The following is a 21,540-nucleotide window of genomic DNA, read 5'->3' as shown; positions in this document are numbered from 1 at the left end:
AGTGCCAATACCTTCGCGCAGGTTTACCAAATATCAGCCTTTGCCGGGGTATGGGATCTGCGATCAATATTTCGGAGGGATCGCAACAGATGAGTGCCGGAGCACAATTGAGCGTAACCGACCAGCGGCGCATGGCACGCCATCCGGTCGATCACCCCGTCATTGCCGAACATTTCGGCAAGGGTGACCTGCGCCTCCACATCGCCAATATCTCGGCAAACGGCTTTATGGTCGACAATGCCGACGGGCTCAGCCGCGGCGAGCGGGTCATCATTCGCCTGCCGGTAATCGGACGGATCGAATCCTACGTGATCTGGACTCGCGACAATCGCGCCGGCTTCCAGTTCGAGCGGATCATCCGGGTGGACGATTTCCTCGCCCTGATCGACGAGCTTCAGCCGAACCCGCGCCTGCGCAAGCTGCGCTAATCGCCAAGATCTGATTCTCACACGGAAAGCAGGCGCGTCTTCCCAATGGGAGGCGCGCCTGCCATGCGTCTGGTGTGAGCCAGAACGACCAAGCAATAACCCCCGATAGCTCGCCCTTCCGGATCGCGAATTTCCGCGCTTACTGGCTGTCGCGCCTGAGCATGACGCTGGCGCAATATGCGATGATGCTGATCATCGGATGGCAGACCTATAATATCGCGCGCGACGGCGGGTTGAGCGTGGCGGAGTCCTCCGGCCAGCTTGCGCTGATCGGCCTGCTGCAATTTCTCCCGCTTTTCGTGCTTACGCCGTTTTCGGGCTGGGCCGCCGATCATTTCGACAGGCGCAATATCGCGCGTCTGACCATGCTGGCCCAGCTGGGATGCGCGGGAACTCTGGCGTTCCTGACGTGGCACGGCGATCTCTCGCTCGCCTGGCTCTATGGCGTCGCCATCGTCCTCGGCGTGGTGCGCGCGTTCAACGGCCCCGCCTTGTCGGCGCTGGCCCCGAACCTCGTGCCCAAGACGATCCTCCCGAATGCCATCGCCTTGTCGAGCATCGCGTGGCAGGTCGGCATGATCGTCGGCCCCGCGATTGGCGGCTATACCTATGCTATCCTCCCTGCCTTGCCCTACCTTGTGGCGGCCGGACTGTTCGCCGTGTCGATCACTGCGATTTCCTTCATCGGCAAGGTCCCGCAACCACCGCGCGAGGCGAACAAGCGACCGATCCACCAGATGGTCGAGGGGCTTCGCTATGTCGTACGCAACAAAATGGTGCTCGGCGCGATCACGCTCGACCTGTTCGCGGTGTTTCTGGCCGGGGCGACTGCGCTGTTCCCGGTCTATGCGCGCGATATTCTAGAGGTCGGCGAGACCGGCCTTGCCCAGCTCGCCATGGCTCCCGCCGTCGGGGCTGCGCTCACCGCGCTGCTGTTCTCCTTCCGCCCGCTGAAGACCAATGTCGGGCCGAAGATGCTGTGGGCCGTCGCAATCTTCGGTGTGGCGACCATCGTTTTCGGCCTGTCGACCTATATGCCGCTCAGCCTCGCCATGCTGTTCATCGTTGGCGCGGCGGACATGTTCAGCGTCTACATCCGCCAGTCGCTGATCCAGCTGCACACCCCTGACGACAAGCGTGGCCGGGTATCTTCGGTCAGCCTGCTGACGATCAGCGCCTCCAACGAATTCGGCGATTTCTTTTCCGGATCGCTCGCATTCGTGTTCGGCCCGGTGATCGCTGTTGTCGGCGGAGGCGCCGGTGCCATCATCACGGTGGCGCTGTGGAGCAAGCTGTTCCCGGTTCTGCGGACAACCCGGACCTTTGACCCGCCTGAAGAATTGCTAGAACCGACACCGGAAGAAAAGCTCAAGGAGCAGATGCCATGAAAGCCGACTCCATTCTCGACACCATCGGGCGCACACCGCACGTCCGCCTCTCCCGCCTGTTCCCCGACCATGAGGTTTGGGTGAAGAGCGAGCGGAACAATCCCGGCGGTTCCATCAAGGACCGCATCGGCCTCGCCATGATCGAGGATGCCGAGAAGGCCGGCAAGCTCAAGCCGGGCGGCACCATCGTGGAACCGACCAGCGGCAACACCGGTATCGGCCTGGCGATGACCGCTGCGGTAAAGGGCTACAAGCTGGTCCTCGTAATGCCCGAAAGCATGAGCATCGAGCGGCGCCGCCTGATGCTTGCCTATGGCGCGACCTTCGACCTCACGCCGAAGGAAAAGGGCATGAAGGGCGCGATCGAACGCGCGCAGGAGCTGGTCGCCGAAACCGACGGTGCCTGGATGCCGAGCCAATTCGACAACGAGAGTAACTGGAAAGTCCACGCCCGCACGACCGCACAGGAGATTCTCGACGATTTCGCAGACAGTCCGATCGACGTGATGATCACCGGCGTCGGCACCGGCGGCCACCTCACCGGCTGTGCGGAAGTGCTTAAGGAGAAGTGGAGCGGTTTCAAGGCCTACGCCGTCGAGCCTGCCCAGTCCCCGGTCATCAGCGGAGGCCAGCCCGGCCCTCACCCCATCCAGGGCATCGGCGCGGGCTTCGTGCCCGACAATCTGCATACGCAATCGATTGACGGCTCTATCCAGGTCGATGCCGAGGCCGCCAAGGAGATGGCCCGGCAATGCGCCGCGAAGGAAGGTATGCTCGTCGGCATTTCGAGCGGCGCGACGCTTGCCGCAATCGCCAAGAAACTGCCCGACCTGCCCGCAGGAACCCGCGTGATGGGCTTCAATTACGATACCGGCGAGCGTTATCTGTCGGTGCCGGACTTCCTGCCCGAATGAGCGGGCTCAAGCGTATCGATTACAGCGACAACGGCACGCCGCTCGTCGCCCTGCACGGTAAGCCTGCGGGACAGGCTCGCGCGGCGGTGGCCGTCTTCCCGACCTTCATGAACTCCACGCCCGGCGTCGAAGCCAAGGCTCGTGAGCTGATAAACGAAGGCTACGAAGTTCTGATCGGCGACTTCTACGGGCCCGAAGCACCCGCGGATCCCGACGAAGCCTTCGTGGCGCTCGAGAAACTGCGCGGCGATCCGCCCGCGATGCGCCAGCGGCTGCGCGCGACGCTCGATCTGTTAAGCGAGTTGGCACCGGACCTACCGCATCTGGCGATCGGGTTTTGCCTAGGCGGAATGGCCGTTCTCGAGATGGCGCGCGACGGGCAGGATCTGCTTGCGGTGGCGAGTTTCCATGGCCTGCTCGAAACGCGGCTTCCGGCTCAGGACCGTCCGAAGGCGCGCATGCTCGTCTGCCATGGCGACCGCGACGAATTGGTGCCACGCTCGCATGTCATGGCCTTCTGGGAAGAGATGGACCAGGTCGGGGCCGATTGGCACTTCCACAGCTATGCCAATGTCGGGCATGGCTTCACCGCCAAGGTCGGCCTCGACGGCTCGTCCAATCCGGCCTTCGACGCCAGCGCCGATCGGCAGAGCTGGCAGGCGATGCTCGGCCTGTTCGATGAGATACTCTCTAACCCGCGAACGTGACGCCCAACCATTCGGCAATTGGTCCTGCTAAAAAGGTGGCACCAAAGCGCCCCCTTCCCAGTAGATCGTCCGCGCCTCAGGCAGCGGTAGCGAATGCCTCTTCGCCCAGCGCCATCATGCTTTCTGAACCGCTTTCAAGCTTGCGGCGCAGGGCACCGGCATCGGGCAGGAAGCGGTCCATGTAATAGCGCGCACTGGCGAGCTTGGCTTCGTAGAATGCTGTGTCGTCGCTGCCACCGGCCAGAGCGGCCGCCGCAGTCTTGGCCATGCGCAGCCACATCCACCCAAGCGAGACGATGCCCATGATGTGCATGTAGTGATGCGCACCGGCACCGAGGTGGTTGGGGTTCTGCATCGCGTTCTGCATGAACCACATGGTCGCAGCCTGCTGCTGACCAAGCGCCTTCTCGAGCGCTTCGGCCATTGGCGCGAGCGTCTCGTCGTCCTTGGCAGCGGCGATATCCTCGCCGACGACCTTGAAGAACGCCTGGATCGCGGCGCCGCCTTTTTGGGCAAGCTTGCGACCGCACAAATCCATCGCCTGCACGCCATTCGTGCCTTCGTAGATCTGGGCAATGCGGGCATCGCGCACGAACTGGCTCATGCCCCATTCCTCGATATAGCCGTGGCCGCCGAAGACCTGCTGCATATTGGTCGCGACTTCATAGCCCTTGTCGGTACCGTAGCCCTTGATGACCGGCGTCAGCAGGCCGATCATCATGTCGGCTTCTTCGCGCTCTTCCTCGGTCTGCGCCTTGTGCGTCAGGTCGACCTGCAGCGCTCCCCACAGGCACAGCATGCGCATGCCTTCGGTAAAGGTCTTTGCATCCATCAGCATACGGCGCACGTCGGGGTGGACGAAAATGGGGTCGGCCTGCGCATCGGGATCGGCGGGTCCGGTCAGCGCGCGGCCCTGACGACGGTCGAGCGCGTAGGCAACGGCGTTCTGGTAGGACACCTCGGCCTGGCTCAGGCCTTGGATGCCGACGCCGAGACGCGCGGCATTCATCATGATGAACATGGCGGCGAGCCCCTTGTTCTCTTCGCCGACGAGCCAGCCTTTTGCGCCGTCGTAATTGAGCACACAGGTCGAGTTGGCGTGAATGCCCATCTTGTGCTCGATCGAGCCGCACATCACGCCGTTGCGCTCGCCCGGCGTACCGTCTTCGTTGACGATGAACTTGGGCACCACGAACAGCGAAATGCCCTTCGTGCTGTCCGGGGCACCGGGAGTTTTGGCGAGGACAAGGTGAATGATGTTCTCGCTCATGTCGTGTTCGCCGGCCGAGATGAAGATCTTGGTGCCGGTGATGGCATAACTGCCGTCGGACTGCGGCTCCGCCTTGGTGCGGATCATGCCGAGGTCGGTGCCGCAATGCGGCTCGGTCAGGTTCATGGTGCCGGTCCATTCGCCGGACACCATCTTCGGCAGGTACTTTTCCTTCTGTTCCTGCGAACCCTTGGCAATCAGGGCCGAGATCGCGCCATTGGTGAGGCCGGGATACATGCCGAATGCCTGGTTTGCGCTGGAAATGAACTCTTCCATCGCGAAGCCGAGAACATGCGGCATGCCCTGTCCGCCGAATTCTTCGGGATGGGACAGCGTGCCCCACCCTGCTTCGTTGAAAAGGTCGAACGCTTCCTTGAAGCCCTTGGGCGTGGTGACGGAGCCGTCTTCGTTCCGGGTGCAGCCTTCTTGGTCGCCCGACTGGTTAAGGGGCGCCAGCACCTCGGCGCAGAATTTCCCGCCTTCGTTGATGACGGCATTGGTCACGTCCGCGCTGGCCATTTCGAAACCGGGAAGATTGCCATAGCTGCCGAGGTCGAGAACCTCGTTCACGATGAAGCGCGTGTCGCGGGTCGGGGCGGAATAGATGGGCATCTGCGTGTCCTTGCTGGGAATATAACTGGGTAATCGAACCTGAGGTCAATCGAGGTCGAGCGACTCGATCTGGTCTATGAAATCGGTCAGTTCGTTAATTGAGCTGTCGATGTCGTCGCGCTGCTCCTTGAGTTTTGCGACGTGGGCCTTGCACTTTTCTACCGTGACGCGGCGCTGCTCGACCCGCCCGTCGCCGAGATCGTAGAGATCGATCATCTCGCGGATTTCGGTGAGCGAGAAGCCGACGTTCTTGGCTCGCATAATCCAGGCGAGCCGTGCACGGTCGCGCTTCGAATAGATGCGGGTCAGACCGACGCGTGACGGCGCAATCAGGCCCTCATCCTCGTAAAAGCGCAGGGCGCGGGCGGTACAGCCGAACTCGCTAGTGAGATCCGAGATCGAGAACTGCTCACGGTCGAAGGCATCCGGGCGTTCGAGGTGCGCGCCGGCGTGACGGCGGTCGCCTTCGCTGCGCCGAGCATCTTTGGGAAGCGGCTGGTTCATGCCCCTTCCCTACTCAACGTTTACGTAAGCGTCAAGTCTTGACGGGTTGGAGAGTTCGCCCCTCCACGACCCTGTAAAAGCAACTGCGAGCGCCCGTGTGGCACGTGGGCCCGGCGGGGCTGCAGTAGAGGACAAAGGCGTCTTGGTCGCAATCCACCTGGATTTCATCGACCTTCAGGATATTCCCAGACGTCTCGCCCTTTTTCCAGAGCGTGTCTCGGGATCGTGAGTAGAAATGCGCCTCGCCGCTTTCCAGCGTCGCTTGAAGGGCTTCGGCATTCATGAAGGCGACCATAAGCACATCCTTGGTCGCCGAATCCACCACCACCGCACTCAGCAGACCGCGATCGTCGTATTTTGGATCGAGGGTGCGACTGGTTTCACGCTGATCGCTGTCGGACACGCGGCTGGACCTTTCGGGCTTGTAAAAATGCGACGGACTTGTTGCACGATAACCACAAATCCGGTTCAAAATCGAGCAGCTTTCAAAATGCCTGTTCCATCGAGTGCGCGCATGGTGAACATTCCTCTCGTGGATCGCGACGATCCGCCAAACCGGAGCATCGGTGCCGTAAGAGTGCCAGGTTCATGGGGGTCCCGGATCCGCTGCCGCGTTGAGGGTTTTCGCGGCGCATCCGATAACGATGAGGGATGGACCGAGGTGCCTGCTGGGGGGCAGCACCGCCGTCGAAAGGCCGGTCCGGTATTATTCGTCACGTGGCGCCCGGGTTCGCAAGGACCCGGGCGTTTCGTTTAGGCGGCGCGCCGCGACAGGTCTTTCGCCTCTTCCAGAACTCGCGCGAAACAAGCAATGCGAACGGCCCTGGCGCCCGCACGCTTGAGGACCTTCACGCAAGCCGAGGAGGTCGCCCCGCTCGTCAAAACGTCATCCACCAGCAGGACGTTTGCTCCATCGAGGCCCACTTTTGCCTTCGGGTTGATCGCAATCGCTCCGGAAAGGACCTTCTTTCGCGCCTTCGCCCCCAAGCCGCCGAGCGAGGGCGTAGGTCTCGTCCGCACCAGCGCATCGACGATCAACTTGCCGTGACCGAGTTTCTCCAGCTCCCGCCCCAGCAGGGCTCCCTGGTTGTATCCCCTCTGCCACAAGCGCTGGCGATGAAGCGGTACCGGCACGATGATCCGATTTTCTCTCGCCTCGCCTTCAGGGATGCGCGCCGCGATTAAGCGCGCCAGTATCGGGGCGAGTGCGATCCGGCGCCCATGCTTCAGTGCGAGGATCAGCTTCCTAGCTGTCTCACCATAGAGCGTTCCCGCCGCGATCCCGTCGTGAAACGGAGGATCGGCGAAGCACGGCGCGCAGATGGCACCGTGCTCCGGCCCGTTCTCGCCGAACGGGCGTTGGCAAAGGCTGCAATTGGGCTCCGCGGGGATGACCAACTCATTCCAGCAGGCGTGGCAAAGGCCGCCCTGTTCGCCCACGCTCTCGCCACATGCCGGACACCGCGGCGGGTAAATGAAGTCCACGACCGGCGCGAGGCTTTCGGCGAGGAAGCGTCTTGTCGACATCGAAAGGTGATGCCCGTCTTGCGCGCTTCCCGCAAGCACGGCAGGGCACGCGTCATGGCCAGCACGCCCCCGCCCCGCATCTTCTCGCGCCGCCGCAGAATCGCTGGATTGCGGCGCGCGCGGGTCCGCCAGTCGCAGCGCGATGCCGCGCGCTATATCCTGCAGGATATGGTCGAGGATGTGCTCGAGCGCCTTGAGTTCATGCGCTTGTCCCCGGCCACCGCCTTAGTCATCGGCGACTGGACGGGGACGCTCGCGCTGTCGCTGCGCGGACTTGGCGTCGAGGTGGCGGAGGCCGATGTCGCCACGCTTGACGAGGAGCAACCCCTGCCGGGCAGCCCTTACGACCTCATCGTTTCGCTAGCCTCGCTTGACCGAGTGAACGATCTGCCGGGCGCCCTGCTCCACCTTCGCGGCGCGCTGGGCGACGGGGGCATCCTGATTGCCAGCGTGGTCGGGGCCGGAAGCCTCGCCAATCTGCGGACCGCCATGATCGCCAGCGAGCCAGACCGTCCGGCGGCCCGGATGCATCCGCTGATCGACAATGCGGCGGCCTCGGCCCTCCTCCAGCGCGCGCTGTTCCGGCGGCAAGTGGTCGATGGACGCTCGCTGAGCGTGTCCTATGGCAGCCTCGACCGCTTGGTCTCCGACCTGCGCGACCAGGGTCTTGGCAATTCGCTTGCCAGTCCGGCACCGCCGCTGGGCAAGGCAGCACTGGAGCGGGCGCGGGCAGCCTTCCTGCGCTCAGCCAACGCCAAGGGCCGCGTCGTCGAAACCTTCGAGATTTTAACGCTAACCGGCTGGAAAGACTAGCGCAGGCTCGCTTGTGCCGCTGCGAGGCGCGCGATCGGCACGCGGTAGGGTGAGGCGCTGACGTAGTCGAGCCCGGTCTTCTCGCAAAACGCGATGCTGGCGGGATCGCCGCCATGTTCGCCGCAAATTCCAAGCTTCAGTCCATCGCGTGTCGCCCGCCCGCGTTCGCTCGCCAGTTCGACCAACTGGCCGACACCGTCGATGTCGAGGCTGACGAAGGGATCCCGCGCGAAAATGCCCTTGTCGACATAGGTCGTCAGGAAGCGCCCCGCATCGTCGCGGCTGACACCGAGCGTCGTCTGCGTGAGGTCGTTGGTGCCGAAGCTGAAGAACTCGGCGGATTCGGCGATGTCGCCCGCCATCAGGGCGGCGCGGGGTAGTTCGATCATGGTGCCGACCAGATAGTCGACCGTGCAGCCCTTATCCGCGAACACCTGCTGCGCGGCGCGGTCCACCACGTCCTTGAGCAGTTCCAGCTCGCGCTTCGTAGCGACTAGCGGGATCATCACCTCGGGCACCGGCGCCTCGCCGCTGGCCTTCGCTACCTCGCAGGCTGCTTCGAAGATCGCGCGGGACTGCATCTCGTAGATTTCGGGATAGGTGATCCCGAGGCGGCACCCGCGATGGCCGAGCATCGGGTTGAACTCGTGCAGCTCGTTCGCACGGCGGCGCAGCTTGTCGATGCCGACGCCGGTCGCCTCGGCCAACTCCTCGAACTCCGTGTCGCCATGCGGAAGAAATTCATGGAGCGGCGGGTCGAGCAGGCGGATCGTGCAAGGCAAGCCGGCCATCACCTCGAAGATCTTGACGAAATCCCCGCGCTGTTCGGGCAACAGCTTGTCGAGCGCAGCGCGGCGGCCAGACTCGTTCTCGGCCAGGATCATCTCGCGCACGGCGCTGATCCGGCCCGCGTCGAAGAACATGTGCTCCGTCCGGCAAAGGCCGATGCCTTCGGCGCCGAACTGGCGCGCCATCTTGCACTCGGTTTCGGTCTCGGCATTGGTTCGCACGCGCATGCGACGGTGCTCATCGGCCCATTCCATCAGCGTGCCGAAGTCGCCTGCGAGTTCGGGTTCTATGGTGGCGACTTCGCCTGCCATGACTTGACCGTTAGCACCATCGATGGTGATGACATCGCCTTCGGAAAGCTCGCGATTGCCGATAGTAAGCGTGCGACCTTCCCGCGCCATCGCAACCTGCGATGCGCCCGAAACACAGGGCCGCCCCATGCCGCGTGCTACGACAGCAGCGTGACTTGTCATCCCGCCGCGCGCCGTGAGTATCCCGGTCGCGGCATGCATGCCGTGAATATCCTCCGGCGACGTCTCGACGCGCACGAGAATCACCTTTTCGCCGCGATTGGCCCACAGCTCCGCAGTGTCGGCGTCGAGCACGATCTTGCCGCTCGCTGCGCCGGGTGAGGCCGGTAGACCGGTGGTCAGCACATCGCGCGGCGCCTGGGGATCGAGCGTCGGGTGGAGCAACTGGTCGAGCGCCATCGGGTCGACACGCAGGATCGCGGTTTTCTCGTCGATCAGTCCCTCGCCCACCATGTCGACCGCCATCTTGAGAGCGGCCTTGGCGGTGCGCTTGCCGGTGCGGGTCTGGAGCAGCCACAGCTTGCCCTGCTGCACGGTGAACTCAATGTCCTGCATGTCGTTGTAATGCTTCTCGAGCAGTTCGAAGACATGGGCGAGTTCGCCGAAGGCGTCGGGCATGGCTTCTTCCATGCTCGGTTTGTCGGCACCGGCGGCCTCGCGGCGCGCCTTTGTCAGGTATTGCGGCGTGCGGATGCCGGCGACGACATCCTCGCCCTGCGCATTGACCAGCCACTCGCCATAATAGGCCTTCTCACCGGTCGAAGGGTCGCGAGTGAAGGCGACACCGGTCGCGCTGGTATCGCCCATATTGCCGAATACCATTGCCTGCACGTTGACCGCGGTGCCCATGTCGTGCGGGATGTCGTTAAGGCGGCGGTAGATCTTGGCACGTTCGGTATCCCAACTGTCGAACACGGCGCTGATCGCGCCCCACAACTGCTCGATTGGGTCTTGCGGGAACGGCTTGCCGAGCTCCTGTGCGACGATGGACTTGTACTCGGCGACGAGCGTCTTCCACTCGTCCGCGCTCAGCTCGGTATCGGCGTAATAGCCCGCGTCTTCCTTGGCGATTTCGAGCGCTTCCTCGAACAGGCCGTGATCGACGCCGAGCACGACGTCGCCATACATCTGGATGAAGCGGCGGTAGCTATCCCAGGCGAAGCGTTCGTCGCCACTGGTGTTCGCGAGGCCTTCGACCGTCTCGTCGTTGAGGCCTAGGTTGAGGACGGTGTCCATCATACCGGGCATCGAGACGGCCGCGCCGGAGCGGACCGAGACGAGCAGCGGGTCTGCGGCATCGCCGAAGCCCTTGCCGACGGTGCGCTCGACATGCTTCAGCGCCTCGGCGACGTCCTCGCGCAGCTTCGTCGAGAAATCGCTGCCGCCCGCCAAATACTTCAGGCATTCCTCGGTCGCGATGGTGAAGCCGGGAGGCACCGGCAAGCCGATGCTGGCCATTTCGGCGAGGTTGGCACCCTTGCCGCCGGTGATCGTCTTGTCCTTCTGCCGTGCATTCGTATGCGGCGCATCGCCGCCGAAGGTGAAGACTGTTTCGTTCATATTACCGCCCGTCAAACTGAGACATGGACCGCATGTTACACAGTCCATTGGGGAAAATTTTCATCCCTCGATACGAGAGAAATCCGCGACTTTGTGCACTGCAGCACGGAAGCGTGCAAGCAGGTCGAGCCGGTGTGCCCGCTTGTTTTCTTCGTCCGCATTTACCGTCACTTCTTCGAAGAAACGATCGATCGGACCGCGTAGGCCGGCAAGTGCCGCCATCGCCGCGCCGAAGTCCTCCGCTGCAATGGCTCGCGAAGCGGCCGGTTCCGAAGTGTCGAGCGCATCCATGAGCGCCTTCTCGGCCGGCTCGGGCGTGTAGGAAAGCTCCTTCGCGTGCCGCTCGGACATTTTCGCGTCGATCACCGCCTTCATGTCGGGATCGTCGACCAGCGCCAGCGGGTCCTCCTCGCCGGTCTTCGCGATCTCACCCTCCGCGCCGTGCCAGTCTTCCTTCTTGAGGATATTGGCCGCGCGTTTGTAGCCGGCGAGGAGGTTGGCGCCATCTTCGGTGTCCATAAACGACTGGAGCGCTTTCACGCGGGCGAGCAGGCGAACAAGATCGTCCTCGCCGCCGAGTGCAAAGACAGCGTCGATGAGGTCGTGCCGAACGCCAGCCTCACGCTGTTGCACTTTGAGGCGGTCTACGATGAACTGAACGACTTCGCTCGCGACTGTCGTCAGGTTTTGATTGTCCACCTCGACAGTCTGTCCGCGCGAGAGACGGTCTTTGAACCCTTCACCATAGATGCGCTCAAAAATAGCGAAGGAGTCAGTCGCAGGCGAGAGGATTGGAAGTTCTCTAACTGTCTTGAAAAGCGAGAACCGAAGCCCGTTTTCGAGTATCAAACGGGAAACCCCGATTGCAGCCCTTCTCAGGGCAAATGGGTCTTTGGACCCGGTTGGCTTTTCCTCGATTCCGAAGAAGGCAGCTAAATTATCGAGCTTGTCTGCCAAGCTGACTGCAACGCTCTCGGGTGCGCTGGGTACTTCGTCACTTTGGCCGACAGGCTTATAGTGATCGCGGATAGCGTTGGCCTCAACGTCGGAAAGACCTTCTGCTTTCGCGTAATATCCACCCATCAACCCCTGCAACTCAGGGAATTCACCAACCATCTCCGTGACCAAGTCCGCCTTGCAAACCAGTGCAGCATACTCGGCGCGATCAGCATCGGCGTTCGGAACGACTCCTTCTTCGCTAAACTCGCGAGCCATGTTCGCAAGCCGCATCCGTTTGTCGGCGACGGTGCCCAGCTTTTCGTGGAAGGTTATCCGCTCCAGCCCCCTGGCGTGCTCGGCAAGGGTCTTCTTGCGATCGACGTCCCAGAAGAAGCGCGCGTCGGACAGGCGGGCGGCGAGGACTTTGCGGTTGCCATCCACCACTCGCGCGCCGCCGTCTTCCGCCTCGATATTGGCAGTGCAGATGAAGGCGTTGGCGAGCTCGCCCTGCGCATCCTCGCAGACGAAATACTTCTGGTTCACTCGCGCGGTGAGCTGGATGGTCTCGGGCGGAACCTCGAGGAAATCCTCCTCGAACCGGCCGAGCAGCGGGACGGGCCATTCGGTGAGGCCCGCGTTCTCGATCACCAGCCCCTCGTCCTCGACCAGCTTGAGGCCGGCTTCATTCGCTACCTTGGCGGCGCCCGAGCGGATCAGGTCCTGCCGTTCCTCGTGATCGACGATGACATGGCCTGCGCGAAGTTTCATCGCATAGTCGTCGGCATTGCCGATGGTGATGTCACCCGAATGGTGGAAGCGGTGGCCCAGCGTGACCGAGCCGGAGGTAACGCCGTGCACCTCGCATTCGACCACATCGTCACCCAGCAGCGCGACGATGCCCGACAGCGGACGCACCCAGCGCAGGCTCTCGGTGCTGATCGAGGCGGCGCCCCAGCGCATCGACTTGGGCCAGCTGAAATCGCGGATGATTGCGGGGATCGCTTCGGACAGGAGATTAGAAGTCTCGCGCCCTGGAATGTTCTTCACGGCGAAATAGGTCTCGCGGCCCTTCACCTCGCGCACTTCGAGGTCGCCCTTTTCGACCCCCGCCTTGCGACAAAACCCGTCGAGCGCCTGATCCGGAGCGCCGACCGGGGGGCCTTTCAGCTCTTCGCTGACCGCTTCGGTAGCTTCCGGCAGCCCGCGCGCAATCAAAGCAAGCCGTCGCGGGGTCGACCAGACGGTGATTTCGCCAGCCTCGACACCGGCGGCATCCATTTCGCGGCGGAACAGTTTTTCGAGCTCGGCTCGCGCGCCCGCCTGCATCCGGGCAGGGATTTCTTCGCTACGCAGTTCGAGGAGAAAGTCGGAGCCGCTCATTTCGACCACTCCGGATATTTCTCGGCCCAGACGGGCGCTTCCTTGGCCATATGCGCTTCGCAGGATCCGCGCGCGAGGTCGCGGACGCGGCCCATGTAGCTGGCGCGTTCCTGTACGCTGATCACGCCGCGCGCCTGAAGCAGGTTGAAGATGTGGCTCGCCTCCACCGCCTGCTCGTAGGCAGCGATCGGCACTTCATTAGCGAGCGCATTCTTGCACTCGGCTTCGGCCTTGTTGAACAGGTCGAACAGCGCATCGGTTTCGGCGACTTCGAAGTTCCACTTCGACATCTGCTTCTCGTTCTCGAGGAAGACGTCGCCGTATGTGACCCCCTGCCCGTTGAAGTCGAGATCGTAGACGTTGTCGACGCTCTGGATATACATGGCGAGGCGTTCGAGGCCGTAAGTCAGCTCGCCCGCGACAGGCTTGCAGTCGAAACCACCCATCTGCTGGAAATAGGTGAACTGGGTGACTTCCATCCCGTCGCACCAGACTTCCCAGCCCAGCCCCCATGCGCCCAGCGTAGGGCTTTCCCAGTCGTCCTCAACGAAGCGGATATCGTGCTTGAGCGGATCGATGCCGATAACGCGCAGGCTTTCCAGATACAGGTCCTGGATGTCCGGCGGGCTCGGCTTCAGGATCACCTGGTACTGGTAATAGTGCTGCAACCGGTTCGGGTTCTCGCCATAGCGCCCGTCGGTGGGCCGACGGCATGGCTGCACGAAGGCCGCATTCCATGGCTCCGGCCCCAGCGCGCGCAGGGTGGTCGCAGTGTGGAAGGTCCCCGCTCCCATGCGCATATCGTAGGGCTGGAGGATCAGGCAGCCATGCGCGCTCCAGAAATCGTGCAGCGCAAGGATCATGTCCTGAAAGGATTTACGCGGGTTTCGGTCCATGGAGCGGCGCAATGGCGCAAGGGCGAAAACGCGTCAATGCCGCAAGGCTCGCGCCGGCCAAAAGACAAGTCATCAAAACTTTTTGTCAGGTCTTGTTGACATGGTCAGCGAATCACGACATATAGTCAGCACAACCTGACACCAAAGAAGGTTGACCTACCACTGGACCGAATATCCATCTGGAGATGAGAAATGAAAAAGACCGCAACAATTGCTGCCGCCCTCGCGATCCTGCCTGCACAGGCCATCGCGAGCCACATTCCTTCGATCGCCGTCGAGACGACCGATCTCGACCTCGCTTCTGCGGATGGTCAGGATCGCCTGGAAAGCCGCGTCGAGAGCGCCATTCGCAAGGCCTGCACCATCGGCGGCAAAGGTCTGACGGTGATGGCTGCGGAAACGCAATGCCGTGCCGAACTGCGCGAGGCTGCGAATGTCGAAGTCCGCCTCGCCATCGCCGCCGCCCGCGAAGACCGCTTCGCAGCCCTCGACGTCGATCCCGACGCCTGAGCGAAAACTTACCGCCGGGGCGGCGTGCCCTACGCGCCGCTCCGGCGACCTTGCGAAGAGAGTTCTCATGACCAACCCACCCATCACCAAGCGCGATAAGCAAACCCGCAGCCACAATTTCGCGACGCTGGTCGGCCTGCTGTCTTTTGTCGTCGTGGCCTTCTTCGTCGGCAATGCCTGGGCCCGTATCAGGGGGACCGCATGAATGGAGCAGATTGTATGAAGAACCGCCTCAAGGTCCTTCGCGCCGAACGCGATTGGAGCCAGGCCGAGCTCGGCATGCATCTCGACGTATCGCGCCAGGCCGTGAATGCGATCGAGACCGGCAAGCACGATCCTTCGCTTCCGCTCGCCTTCCGCATCGCCCGCCTTTTCAACATGCCTATCGAGGAGATCTTCGATGACGAACTCGACTGACTTCGATGCTCCTGCAAACGAGCAAACTTCCCCGTTCCGCCGTTGGCTGGGCGTGGGTACGCTGGGGTTCATCCTCATCGCCCTGCTAGGTTTCGTCACCGGCGTGCTGATGTCCGCCGCGGAAAAAGGCGGGTTATCAACGCGCGGCGGCATGCTTCTGGCGGTCGCGATCGCCATCATTGCCTTGTGCGCTTGGGGTATCGTCAAGCTCAAGCCGGCGTTTGTGACCGGCGAACCGCAATCGGCGAAAACCAGACGCGCGAATTGGGTGCTGGTCGCCTGCGGAGTACTCGGCGGCGTTATCGGACTGACACTTTCCATTGCAGGGCTGGCCAACGGTGAGAATGGCGTCTTCAGCAACGGATCGCTTTCGCCGACCGTCGCGCTCATCGTCGTCGCCGCCATCGCGCTGCTCGTGCCGCTCCTGAGCTTCTACTGGTACGCCAATGCCGACGAGTTCGAGAAACGCGCTTCGGGCGATGGCGCCATCATCGCGATGTATGTCTATTCGATACTCGCACCATGCTGGTGGTTGCTCGAACGCGCCGCCCTGATCCCGCCGCAGGAACCGATGATCGTGTACCTGCTTGTCATTTCTGTCTGGGGCATCGTCTGGCTGTATCGCAAGGCCAACTGATAGCTTCCTTCACTTGAAAGATAACCGATATGAAAAACCTCCTTCTGGCTACCGCCCCCCTCGCGCTTATGCTCCAGGGCTGCGCTACTTACGCCGACGATACGACGGTTGCCTCTACCCCTGTCGCGCCTGTCGAACAGGGCACCGGCGAAGGCCCCGCCCTGTGGAAGGTCGCCGACGAGGACACGACCATCTACCTCTTCGGCACGGTCCACGCCCTGCCCGATGGCGTAGAATGGTATAAGGGTCCGATCGAGACCGCGCTCGATTCCGCCGATACACTCGTGACCGAGATCCCGGCCGATGCGACCAGCGATCCTGCCTCGCAGCAAGCGATCGCGATGCAGGCCATGTTGCCGGAGGGCGAGACCCTCCGCGGTATCCTGGGTGAAGAACAGGCGGCGAAATACGAAGCGGCGCTCACAGGCTTCGGCCTCCCCGTGAACGCCTTCGACCGGTTCGAGCCGTGGTTCGCCGGCATGACCATGGCGGTGCTCCCGCTGCTCAAGAATGGTTGGACGGCCGAGAGCGGTGTCGAAAACGTCGTCGAGACTAGTGCGGGCGAGTCGGTGGCGCGCGATGCGCTGGAGACGGTCGAATACCAGATCGGCGTGTTCGACAACCTCCCGCAGGACACGCAGATCGAGTTTCTGATGAGCACGATCGATAATATCGACCAACTCGTGCCCCTGATGGATGAGATGCTGGCAGAATGGGTCGCCGGCGATGCCGATGGCTTGGCCGAACTCATGAACCGCAGCCTCACCGATCCCGCGCTTGCCAAGGCTTTGCTCTACGATCGCAATGCCAATTGGGCGGAGTGGATCGATGAGCGGATGGACACGCCCGGAACGGTGTTCATTGCCGTCGGCGCCGGTCACCTGGCGGGTGAAAAGAGCGTCCAGGATTACCTTGCCGGGCGCGACATAGCGGTCACCCGGATCCAGTAAGATGCTCCGCGCGGGGGCGCCTGCGGCGTGCCCCTTGCACGGCCCGGCAGTTTCGGCTGGAAGACCGGCATGCTGAAACGTTTCGTCTTCGGTTTTGCCGTTCTGTCGCTCGCGACGGCTTGCGAGCAGCAACCCTCGCAGCCGCCCGAGCAGGCGACCTACCCCGCGCTGTGGGAAATCGCGCGGGAGGACGGTGCCGTCGAAGGCTGGCTGTTCGGCACAGTCCATGCTTTGCCGGACGATATCGCCTGGCGCTCTCCACAGCTCGAACAGGTGATCGAGGACGCCGACATGCTCGTGGTCGAGGTCGGCGATCTCGGCGATGGGGCGAAGCTCTCCGCTCTGTTCGAGGATATGGCTTTCGACCGGCCCGAAGGCCCGATCCGCGCCCGCATTCGCGAGGATCTGCGCGACGAATTCGACGAGCTGCTCGTAAAAGCCAAGGTGCGCCGCAGCTATTTCGATCCGATGGAAAGCTGGGCCGCCGCCCTCGCCCTCGCCCAGGTTGCTCAGGACGGTCAGTCGAACAACGGCGCCGATCGTGCGCTGATCGAAGCGTTCGAGGGGCGCGACCTCATCGAGCTAGAGGGCGCCCGCGCGCAATTGGCGATCTTCGACAGCCTGCCGCCCGCGGAGCAACGCGACCTGCTGAATGCAGTCTTGGAGGAAGCGGCCACGCACGGACGCGATCCCGGACGCCTCGCCCGCTTGTGGCGCGAAGGCGATACTGACGAATTGGAGCAACTCACACAGAGCGGGATGCTGGCCGACGCGGAATTGCGCCAGGCGCTGCTTATCGACCGGAATACCGCCTGGGCCACGCGCATCGAAAACCTGCTGTCCGCGAGAGACCGGCCGCTAATCGCCGTGGGTGCAGGGCATCTGCTCGGTGACGACGGGCTGCCTGCACTGCTCCAGGCGAACGGATATGTCGTGACCCGGATCGAATAGCCCAGCCCCGCCAAATCGCTTGCCTTTCGCGCCGGACCTGCTAGGCGCGCGCCCTTCGGCACCATGGTCATCCCTGGAGGCGTGGTGGGACCGAACATTCAATATGCATTCGAAAGGTATGTGCAATGAGCGACGCTCTGACCCTGCCGGCCGAGGCGCGCGAACGGGCTGGCAAGGGAGCCTCCCGTCAACTTCGCCGCGAAGGCCGTGTTCCCGCCGTTATCTATGGCGGCAAGGAAGAACCCACCCTGATCCATGTGGAAGCGAAGGAGCTGGTTCGCCAGCTCGGCACGGGCCACTTCATGAACTCGATCGTGGAGATCGAGCTCGACGGCAAGAAGGTCCGCACAATTCCCAAGGACGTCGCCTTGCACCCGGTCAACGACCGTCCGGAGCACGCTGACTTTTTCCGTCTCGCCAAGGGCGGCAAGATCGAAGTGAACGTGCCCGTCGTGTTCCTGAACGAGGAAGCATCGCCCGGCCTCAAGAAGGGCGGCGTGCTCAACGTCGTTCGCCACGAGCTCGAGCTGGTGTGCGACAACGACAAGATCCCCGGCGAGATCGAGATCGATGTCACCGGCAAGGAAGTCGGCGATTCGATCCACATCAGCGAAGTGCAGCTGCCTGAAGGTAGCGAAAGCGCGATCACCGATCGCGACTTCACCATTGCAACGCTGGTCGCCCCGTCCGCTCTCAAGAAGAGCGAAGGCGCCGAAGGCGAAGGCGAAGACCAGACCGGCGAAGGTATGGAGCCGGGCGAGACCGCTGCTACCGAGCAGGGTCCGGACGACGACGCCGCAGACGAGCAGGAAGCGAAGAGCGAATAATCCGCTCCGCATCCAACTGCGAAACACGAAGCGCCGGTCCAGCAATGGGCCGGCGTTTTGCTTTTGGGCAGCACGAAGCTAGAGGGCGCTGATGCAGATCTGGACAGGCCTTGGAAATCCCGGACCCAAATACGCCCTGCACCGGCACAATGTCGGTTTCATGGTGTGCGATGTGCTGGCCGAAATCCACAGGTTCGGCCCGGTACAGAAGAAGTTCTCCGGCTGGACGCAGGAAGGCCGCATCGGCGGCGAGAAGATCCTGCTGCTCAAACCGGCCACATATATGAACGAAAGCGGCCGCGCCGTGGGCGAGGCACTGCGTTTCTACAAGCTGGAACCCGATGCGCTCACCGTGTTCCATGACGAGCTGGACCTCGCACCATTCAAGGTGAAGGTGCGTGATGGTGGCGGTCTGGCGGGCCATAACGGGCTGCGCTCGATCAACCAGCACCTTGGCCCCGATTTTCGCCGCGTGCGGATCGGCATCGGTCACCCCGGCAGCAAGGATCGGGTGACCGGCCATGTGCTGGGCAACTATGCCAAGGCCGAGATGGAATCGCTGGCCGATATGCTCGCCGCGATTGCAGCGGAAGCCGGCTGGCTCGCTGCGGGGGACAATGCCCGTTTCATGAGCGATTTCGCGATGCGAATGCAGGGCTGATCAGTCCACGCGATGCCGCAATTAGCCAATCGGGCGCGGGGTGTTCCCTAATGAGACATACGCTTCGTCCCGATAGTATTTTGGCTTGGCTCCTGACATCTCGGTGCAAACATCTTTTATACGGAACCGAGACGGGGGCTACCGTGAACTTGAAACGACTTTTCCTTAAGGCACTTGCCATTGTCGGCGTGGCGACAGCCGCACCGGCAGCCGCAGAGCCGATCCTGCTCGATGCCGGCTCGGTCGGCGAAAGCTTCACCATCACCTTCGACGGCTTCGTCGACGGCGGCCCCTCGATCGACGGCCTCGGATCCGAACTCACGCTCACGCTGACCGGCATCGAGAACGGCGTCTACACTTTTGACTATACGATGACGAACACCGGCGCGGACGGCGACGGTATTGGCTCGCGCGTTTCTGGATTCGCCTTCAACACGGATCCTGACATCGATTCGGCCACGAGCACCGGCGCTTACCGTTATACGAACACCGATTCGAATTATCCGAACGGCATCGGTACGGTCGACGTGTGCTTCCAGGCACGGCGCACCGGCAGCTGTGCCGGCGGTGGCTCGGGCGGCGTGTTCGACGGCGATAGCGGCAGCGGTACGCTGAGCCTCGATTTCGGCGGGACTGCCCCGGCTTCGCTGACCCTCGACGACTTCTTCGTGCGCTACCAGTCGGTCACCGGCGTCGACGGTGTCGGTTCGGCCAGCGGTCGCCAGACCTCGACCAGCGGCGGCACGACCAGCGGCACCGATGTCCCCGAACCGGGCATGATGCTGCTCTTCGGCCTCGCAGTCCTCGGGCTTGCGATCGGCACCCGCCGTCGCCGCCCGCTGGCAGCGGCTCCGGTCCGGCTTGCCTACGCCTGATAGATGAGCCTCCTGGCTTACGAAAAACGGCGCGAGACCAATGGGTCCCGCGCCGTTTTTGTGTCTGATGACCAAATAGGCCAGATCGACCGGACGGAAGGGATTTAACCCTTCGTCGCATCGGTCAGGTGCCGCTGGATGGTCGGGTTTTCGGGATCGAGCTTCGCCGCCCGGCGCAGCATTTCGAGACCGCGCGCCCGCGACCCGGTCTGGACCAGCAGCCACCCTGCGGTATCGAGGATGGAGGCATTGTCCGGCTCCAGCTTTGCCGCGCGCAGGGCGATCTCGAGCGCCTGCTTTTCCTTGCCGAGCTTCTCTTTCGCGAAGGCCAAATTGTTGAGCACCATCGCATTGTCGGACCGTGTCCGCGACAGGATGCTCTCGTACCGCGTTTCCGCATCGCGCCACTGCCGGTTGCGCAGCGCCTGGTCCGCCTTGGCCAGTTCGCCCCCGACCCACTCGGCCGAGGGCATCTCGGCGCGTCGCACGAATTCTTCGGCAGAGCTGCTTCCCGTCCGTTCTGCGGCGCGGGCGGCGAGGCGCAATTCGGCAGGCGTCGCATCGGCCCGGCTCGCCAGCGGGCGGATCGTGCCGAGGGCGGCGCGTGCATCTCCACCGGCCAGCTGCGCCCGCGCGACAAGCCGGCGCAGCGGGCGCGAGTTAGGCTGCCGGCTCAATTCCGGCTCCAGCACGCCGAGCGCCAGCGCAGGCTGGTCGATCTCGATCAGCGATTCGCCATAAATCGCAGGCAGACCCGCAGCGGACCGCAGCTCGTTTTCGTAAGGCTGCAAAATCTTGCGTACCGCCTTCCATTCGCCCTCGCCCGCAGCGATCCGCGCTTTGAGAAACGCAATCGAGCGGTCCTCGGGCGCTTCGGCCGACAGAGCGTCGGCAATCCCGGCCGCTTCCTCGAACCGGTCGAGCCGGGCGAGCATTTGCGCTTTGCCCAGGCGGCCGTCGAAATTGTCGGGATGCAGTTCCAGCGCCCGATCATAGGCCATAAGCGCGCCGCTCAGATCGTTGCGGCTTTCCCTGACGAGGCCGTTGACCAGATGCGCTTCGACCAGTTGCGGATCGCTCTCGATCGCCTGCTCGACCAATTCAGCGGCCTTGTCGCCCTCGCCATTTGCCAGGGCGAACCGTCCGTATGCAGCCAGCAGCCGTGGATCGACCTCGTCGCGAGCCGCGCCAACAGCGAAGGCTTCCGCCGCTTGGTCGAACTTCTCCTGCCCTATATAGGCCAGCGCACGAATGCGGTCGGCCGCTCCTGCTTCGATTTCCGCCACCCCCGCGAGCGCTTCGTCGAACCGCCCCCGCAAAATGTCCGACTCGGCGCGCACGATGGCGACGCGAGGTTGCGAGGCGAACTCCGCAGGAAGGGCGTCGAGCGACGAAGCCGCACCCTCCCCGTCTCCCAGCGCCAGTTGCGCCCGCGCCAGCAGCAACCGCATTTCGTGGTCGCCGGGCTGTTCCTTCAGTCCCGCAATCAGCGAAATGCGTGCGGCGCGAAAGTCGTTGGCCGCGAAGGCTTCCTCGGCCGTGGCGAAGCGCGTGGCGGGATTTGGCGAACACGCGGCAAGCGCCGCGGCCAGCACGAGGGTCGATGCAAAATGGCGTTTGCTGAGCATGGTTCGCCGCTTAGCAAGATTGCCTGAAATCTTCGTGAAATTTTCG

Annotated in this window: 22 protein-coding genes; 14 read left to right on the top strand and 8 right to left on the bottom strand. The window is 63.0% G+C overall.

Annotated features, from left to right (window positions below; genetic code table 11):
* The first annotated feature begins 89 nt into the window (after positions 1–89).
* From Q9K02_RS08680 to Q9K02_RS08665, 4 genes are all read left to right on the top strand, one after another.
* Positions 90–428 (top strand): PilZ domain-containing protein, encoded by a 339-nt coding sequence (locus tag Q9K02_RS08680; RefSeq protein WP_305932532.1) that lies wholly within the window; start codon positions 90–92, stop codon positions 426–428.
* A 74-nt stretch (positions 429–502) separates the two neighbouring features.
* The gene (locus tag Q9K02_RS08675) at positions 503–1,816 is read left to right on the top strand and encodes an MFS transporter (protein ID WP_305932531.1); all 1,314 of its coding nucleotides are present in this window, start codon (positions 503–505) and stop codon (positions 1,814–1,816) included.
* Positions 1,813–2,730 (top strand): cysteine synthase A, encoded by a 918-nt coding sequence (gene cysK, locus Q9K02_RS08670; protein WP_305932530.1) that lies wholly within the window; start codon positions 1,813–1,815, stop codon positions 2,728–2,730. Before Q9K02_RS08675 ends, cysK begins: the two co-directional genes overlap by 4 nt.
* Complete coding sequence (locus tag Q9K02_RS08665; RefSeq protein ID WP_305932529.1) at positions 2,727–3,437, top strand: dienelactone hydrolase family protein; 711 nt, start codon at positions 2,727–2,729, stop codon at positions 3,435–3,437. Before cysK ends, Q9K02_RS08665 begins: the two co-directional genes overlap by 4 nt.
* A 76-nt stretch (positions 3,438–3,513) precedes the next feature.
* Here Q9K02_RS08665 and Q9K02_RS08660 read toward each other — a convergent pair whose 3' ends face one another.
* From Q9K02_RS08660 to Q9K02_RS08645, 4 genes are all read right to left on the bottom strand, one after another.
* Positions 3,514–5,319 (bottom strand): acyl-CoA dehydrogenase C-terminal domain-containing protein, encoded by a 1,806-nt coding sequence (locus tag Q9K02_RS08660; protein ID WP_305932528.1) that lies wholly within the window; start codon positions 5,317–5,319, stop codon positions 3,514–3,516.
* A gap of 45 nt (positions 5,320–5,364) precedes the next feature.
* The gene (locus Q9K02_RS08655) at positions 5,365–5,823 is read right to left on the bottom strand and encodes a MerR family transcriptional regulator (RefSeq protein WP_305932527.1); all 459 of its coding nucleotides are present in this window, start codon (positions 5,821–5,823) and stop codon (positions 5,365–5,367) included.
* Between the two features lie 31 nt (positions 5,824–5,854).
* The gene (gene hisI / locus Q9K02_RS08650; RefSeq protein WP_305932526.1) at positions 5,855–6,226 is read right to left on the bottom strand and encodes a phosphoribosyl-AMP cyclohydrolase; all 372 of its coding nucleotides are present in this window, start codon (positions 6,224–6,226) and stop codon (positions 5,855–5,857) included.
* 350 nt (positions 6,227–6,576) lie between these two features.
* The gene (locus Q9K02_RS08645; RefSeq protein WP_305932525.1) at positions 6,577–7,350 is read right to left on the bottom strand and encodes a ComF family protein; all 774 of its coding nucleotides are present in this window, start codon (positions 7,348–7,350) and stop codon (positions 6,577–6,579) included.
* 54 nt (positions 7,351–7,404) lie between these two features.
* Between Q9K02_RS08645 and Q9K02_RS08640 the strand changes: the two genes are divergently transcribed.
* Positions 7,405–8,163, top strand: a complete 759-nt coding sequence (locus Q9K02_RS08640) for a class I SAM-dependent methyltransferase (RefSeq protein WP_305932524.1) — start codon at positions 7,405–7,407, stop codon at positions 8,161–8,163.
* On the opposite strand, the gene ppdK is transcribed toward Q9K02_RS08640, so the two are convergent.
* Genes ppdK through Q9K02_RS08625 form a run of 3 tightly spaced genes read right to left on the bottom strand, consistent with a single transcriptional unit; the run spans position 8,160 to position 14,038 of the window.
* Positions 8,160–10,823 carry a pyruvate, phosphate dikinase gene (gene ppdK, locus Q9K02_RS08635; RefSeq protein WP_305932523.1) on the bottom strand — a complete coding sequence of 888 codons (2,664 nt, stop codon included), beginning with the start codon at positions 10,821–10,823 and terminating at the stop codon, positions 8,160–8,162. The two genes, Q9K02_RS08640 and ppdK, sit on opposite strands and share 4 nt — an antisense overlap.
* Before the next feature lie 60 nt (positions 10,824–10,883).
* Positions 10,884–13,142: a glycine--tRNA ligase subunit beta gene (gene glyS, locus Q9K02_RS08630; protein WP_305932522.1), complete on the bottom strand. Its 2,259-nt coding sequence runs from the start codon at positions 13,140–13,142 to the stop codon at positions 10,884–10,886.
* On the bottom strand, positions 13,139–14,038 hold the full coding sequence (locus Q9K02_RS08625; protein ID WP_305932521.1) for a glycine--tRNA ligase subunit alpha: 900 nt from the start codon (positions 14,036–14,038) through the stop codon (positions 13,139–13,141). Before Q9K02_RS08625 ends, glyS begins: the two co-directional genes overlap by 4 nt.
* Positions 14,039–14,230: 192 nt before the next feature.
* Between Q9K02_RS08625 and Q9K02_RS08620 the strand changes: the two genes are divergently transcribed.
* The 9 genes from Q9K02_RS08620 to Q9K02_RS08580 all read left to right on the top strand — a co-directional run bounded on the left by Q9K02_RS08620 (position 14,231) and on the right by Q9K02_RS08580 (position 19,866).
* Positions 14,231–14,548, top strand: coding sequence for a UrcA family protein (locus Q9K02_RS08620; protein WP_305932520.1), 318 nt, complete (start codon positions 14,231–14,233; stop codon positions 14,546–14,548).
* Between the two features lie 67 nt (positions 14,549–14,615).
* Positions 14,616–14,753 (top strand): hypothetical protein, encoded by a 138-nt coding sequence (locus tag Q9K02_RS08615; RefSeq protein WP_305932519.1) that lies wholly within the window; start codon positions 14,616–14,618, stop codon positions 14,751–14,753.
* A 14-nt stretch (positions 14,754–14,767) separates the two neighbouring features.
* Entirely contained in the window at positions 14,768–14,965 is a 198-nt protein-coding gene (locus tag Q9K02_RS08610) for a helix-turn-helix transcriptional regulator (protein ID WP_278328712.1), read from the top strand.
* Positions 14,949–15,602, top strand: coding sequence for a hypothetical protein (locus tag Q9K02_RS08605; RefSeq protein ID WP_305932518.1), 654 nt, complete (start codon positions 14,949–14,951; stop codon positions 15,600–15,602). Before Q9K02_RS08610 ends, Q9K02_RS08605 begins: the two co-directional genes overlap by 17 nt.
* 29 nt (positions 15,603–15,631) lie before the next feature.
* On the top strand, positions 15,632–16,552 hold the full coding sequence (locus Q9K02_RS08600; protein ID WP_305932517.1) for a TraB/GumN family protein: 921 nt from the start codon (positions 15,632–15,634) through the stop codon (positions 16,550–16,552).
* A gap of 69 nt (positions 16,553–16,621) precedes the next feature.
* A complete protein-coding gene (locus Q9K02_RS08595) occupies positions 16,622–17,503 on the top strand; it encodes a TraB/GumN family protein (protein ID WP_305932516.1) in 882 nt (293 codons plus the stop codon).
* Positions 17,504–17,628: 125 nt separating this feature from the next.
* Complete coding sequence (locus Q9K02_RS08590; protein ID WP_305932515.1) at positions 17,629–18,330, top strand: 50S ribosomal protein L25/general stress protein Ctc; 702 nt, start codon at positions 17,629–17,631, stop codon at positions 18,328–18,330.
* A 91-nt stretch (positions 18,331–18,421) separates the two neighbouring features.
* Positions 18,422–18,991, top strand: a complete 570-nt coding sequence (pth, locus tag Q9K02_RS08585) for an aminoacyl-tRNA hydrolase (RefSeq protein ID WP_305932514.1) — start codon at positions 18,422–18,424, stop codon at positions 18,989–18,991.
* Between the two features lie 143 nt (positions 18,992–19,134).
* The gene (locus tag Q9K02_RS08580; RefSeq protein ID WP_422785423.1) at positions 19,135–19,866 is read left to right on the top strand and encodes a cistern family PEP-CTERM protein; all 732 of its coding nucleotides are present in this window, start codon (positions 19,135–19,137) and stop codon (positions 19,864–19,866) included.
* Between the two features lie 104 nt (positions 19,867–19,970).
* Here the strand turns inward: Q9K02_RS08580 and Q9K02_RS08575 are convergent, their stop codons facing one another.
* Positions 19,971–21,494, bottom strand: coding sequence for a tetratricopeptide repeat protein (locus Q9K02_RS08575; RefSeq protein ID WP_305932512.1), 1,524 nt, complete (start codon positions 21,492–21,494; stop codon positions 19,971–19,973).
* Between the last annotated feature and the right edge of the window lie 46 nt (positions 21,495–21,540).

Source organism: Qipengyuania profundimaris (genome assembly GCF_030717945.1).
In the GTDB taxonomy this organism is placed as follows: domain Bacteria; phylum Pseudomonadota; class Alphaproteobacteria; order Sphingomonadales; family Sphingomonadaceae; genus Qipengyuania; species Qipengyuania profundimaris.
The sequence above is the reverse complement of the archived record's forward strand: the minus strand, read 5'-3'. Positions and strand labels throughout refer to the sequence as shown.

Bases quoted from the DNA above. Each gene is read 5' to 3' on its own strand.
- Q9K02_RS08680 (WP_305932532.1), top strand. From the start codon at position 90: ATGAGTGCCGGAGCACAATTGAGCGTAACCGACCAGCGGCGCATGGCA.
- Q9K02_RS08665 (WP_305932529.1), top strand. From the start codon at position 2,727: ATGAGCGGGCTCAAGCGTATCGATTACAGCGACAACGGCACGCCGCTC.
- Q9K02_RS08620 (WP_305932520.1), top strand. From the start codon at position 14,231: ATGAAAAAGACCGCAACAATTGCTGCCGCCCTCGCGATCCTGCCTGCA.
- cysK (WP_305932530.1), top strand. From the start codon at position 1,813: ATGAAAGCCGACTCCATTCTCGACACCATCGGGCGCACACCGCACGTC.
- pth (WP_305932514.1), top strand. From the start codon at position 18,422: ATGCAGATCTGGACAGGCCTTGGAAATCCCGGACCCAAATACGCCCTG.
- Q9K02_RS08660 (WP_305932528.1), bottom strand. From the start codon at position 5,319: ATGCCCATCTATTCCGCCCCGACCCGCGACACGCGCTTCATCGTGAAC.
- Q9K02_RS08590 (WP_305932515.1), top strand. From the start codon at position 17,629: ATGAGCGACGCTCTGACCCTGCCGGCCGAGGCGCGCGAACGGGCTGGC.
- Q9K02_RS08645 (WP_305932525.1), bottom strand. From the start codon at position 7,350: ATGTCGACAAGACGCTTCCTCGCCGAAAGCCTCGCGCCGGTCGTGGAC.
- Q9K02_RS08615 (WP_305932519.1), top strand. From the start codon at position 14,616: ATGACCAACCCACCCATCACCAAGCGCGATAAGCAAACCCGCAGCCAC.
- ppdK (WP_305932523.1), bottom strand. From the start codon at position 10,823: ATGAACGAAACAGTCTTCACCTTCGGCGGCGATGCGCCGCATACGAAT.
- Q9K02_RS08655 (WP_305932527.1), bottom strand. From the start codon at position 5,823: ATGAACCAGCCGCTTCCCAAAGATGCTCGGCGCAGCGAAGGCGACCGC.
- Q9K02_RS08640 (WP_305932524.1), top strand. From the start codon at position 7,405: ATGGCCAGCACGCCCCCGCCCCGCATCTTCTCGCGCCGCCGCAGAATC.
- Q9K02_RS08600 (WP_305932517.1), top strand. From the start codon at position 15,632: ATGAAAAACCTCCTTCTGGCTACCGCCCCCCTCGCGCTTATGCTCCAG.
- glyS (WP_305932522.1), bottom strand. From the start codon at position 13,142: ATGAGCGGCTCCGACTTTCTCCTCGAACTGCGTAGCGAAGAAATCCCT.
- Q9K02_RS08610 (WP_278328712.1), top strand. From the start codon at position 14,768: ATGAAGAACCGCCTCAAGGTCCTTCGCGCCGAACGCGATTGGAGCCAG.
- Q9K02_RS08595 (WP_305932516.1), top strand. From the start codon at position 16,622: ATGCTGAAACGTTTCGTCTTCGGTTTTGCCGTTCTGTCGCTCGCGACG.
- Q9K02_RS08575 (WP_305932512.1), bottom strand. From the start codon at position 21,494: ATGCTCAGCAAACGCCATTTTGCATCGACCCTCGTGCTGGCCGCGGCG.
- Q9K02_RS08605 (WP_305932518.1), top strand. From the start codon at position 14,949: ATGACGAACTCGACTGACTTCGATGCTCCTGCAAACGAGCAAACTTCC.
- Q9K02_RS08625 (WP_305932521.1), bottom strand. From the start codon at position 14,038: ATGGACCGAAACCCGCGTAAATCCTTTCAGGACATGATCCTTGCGCTG.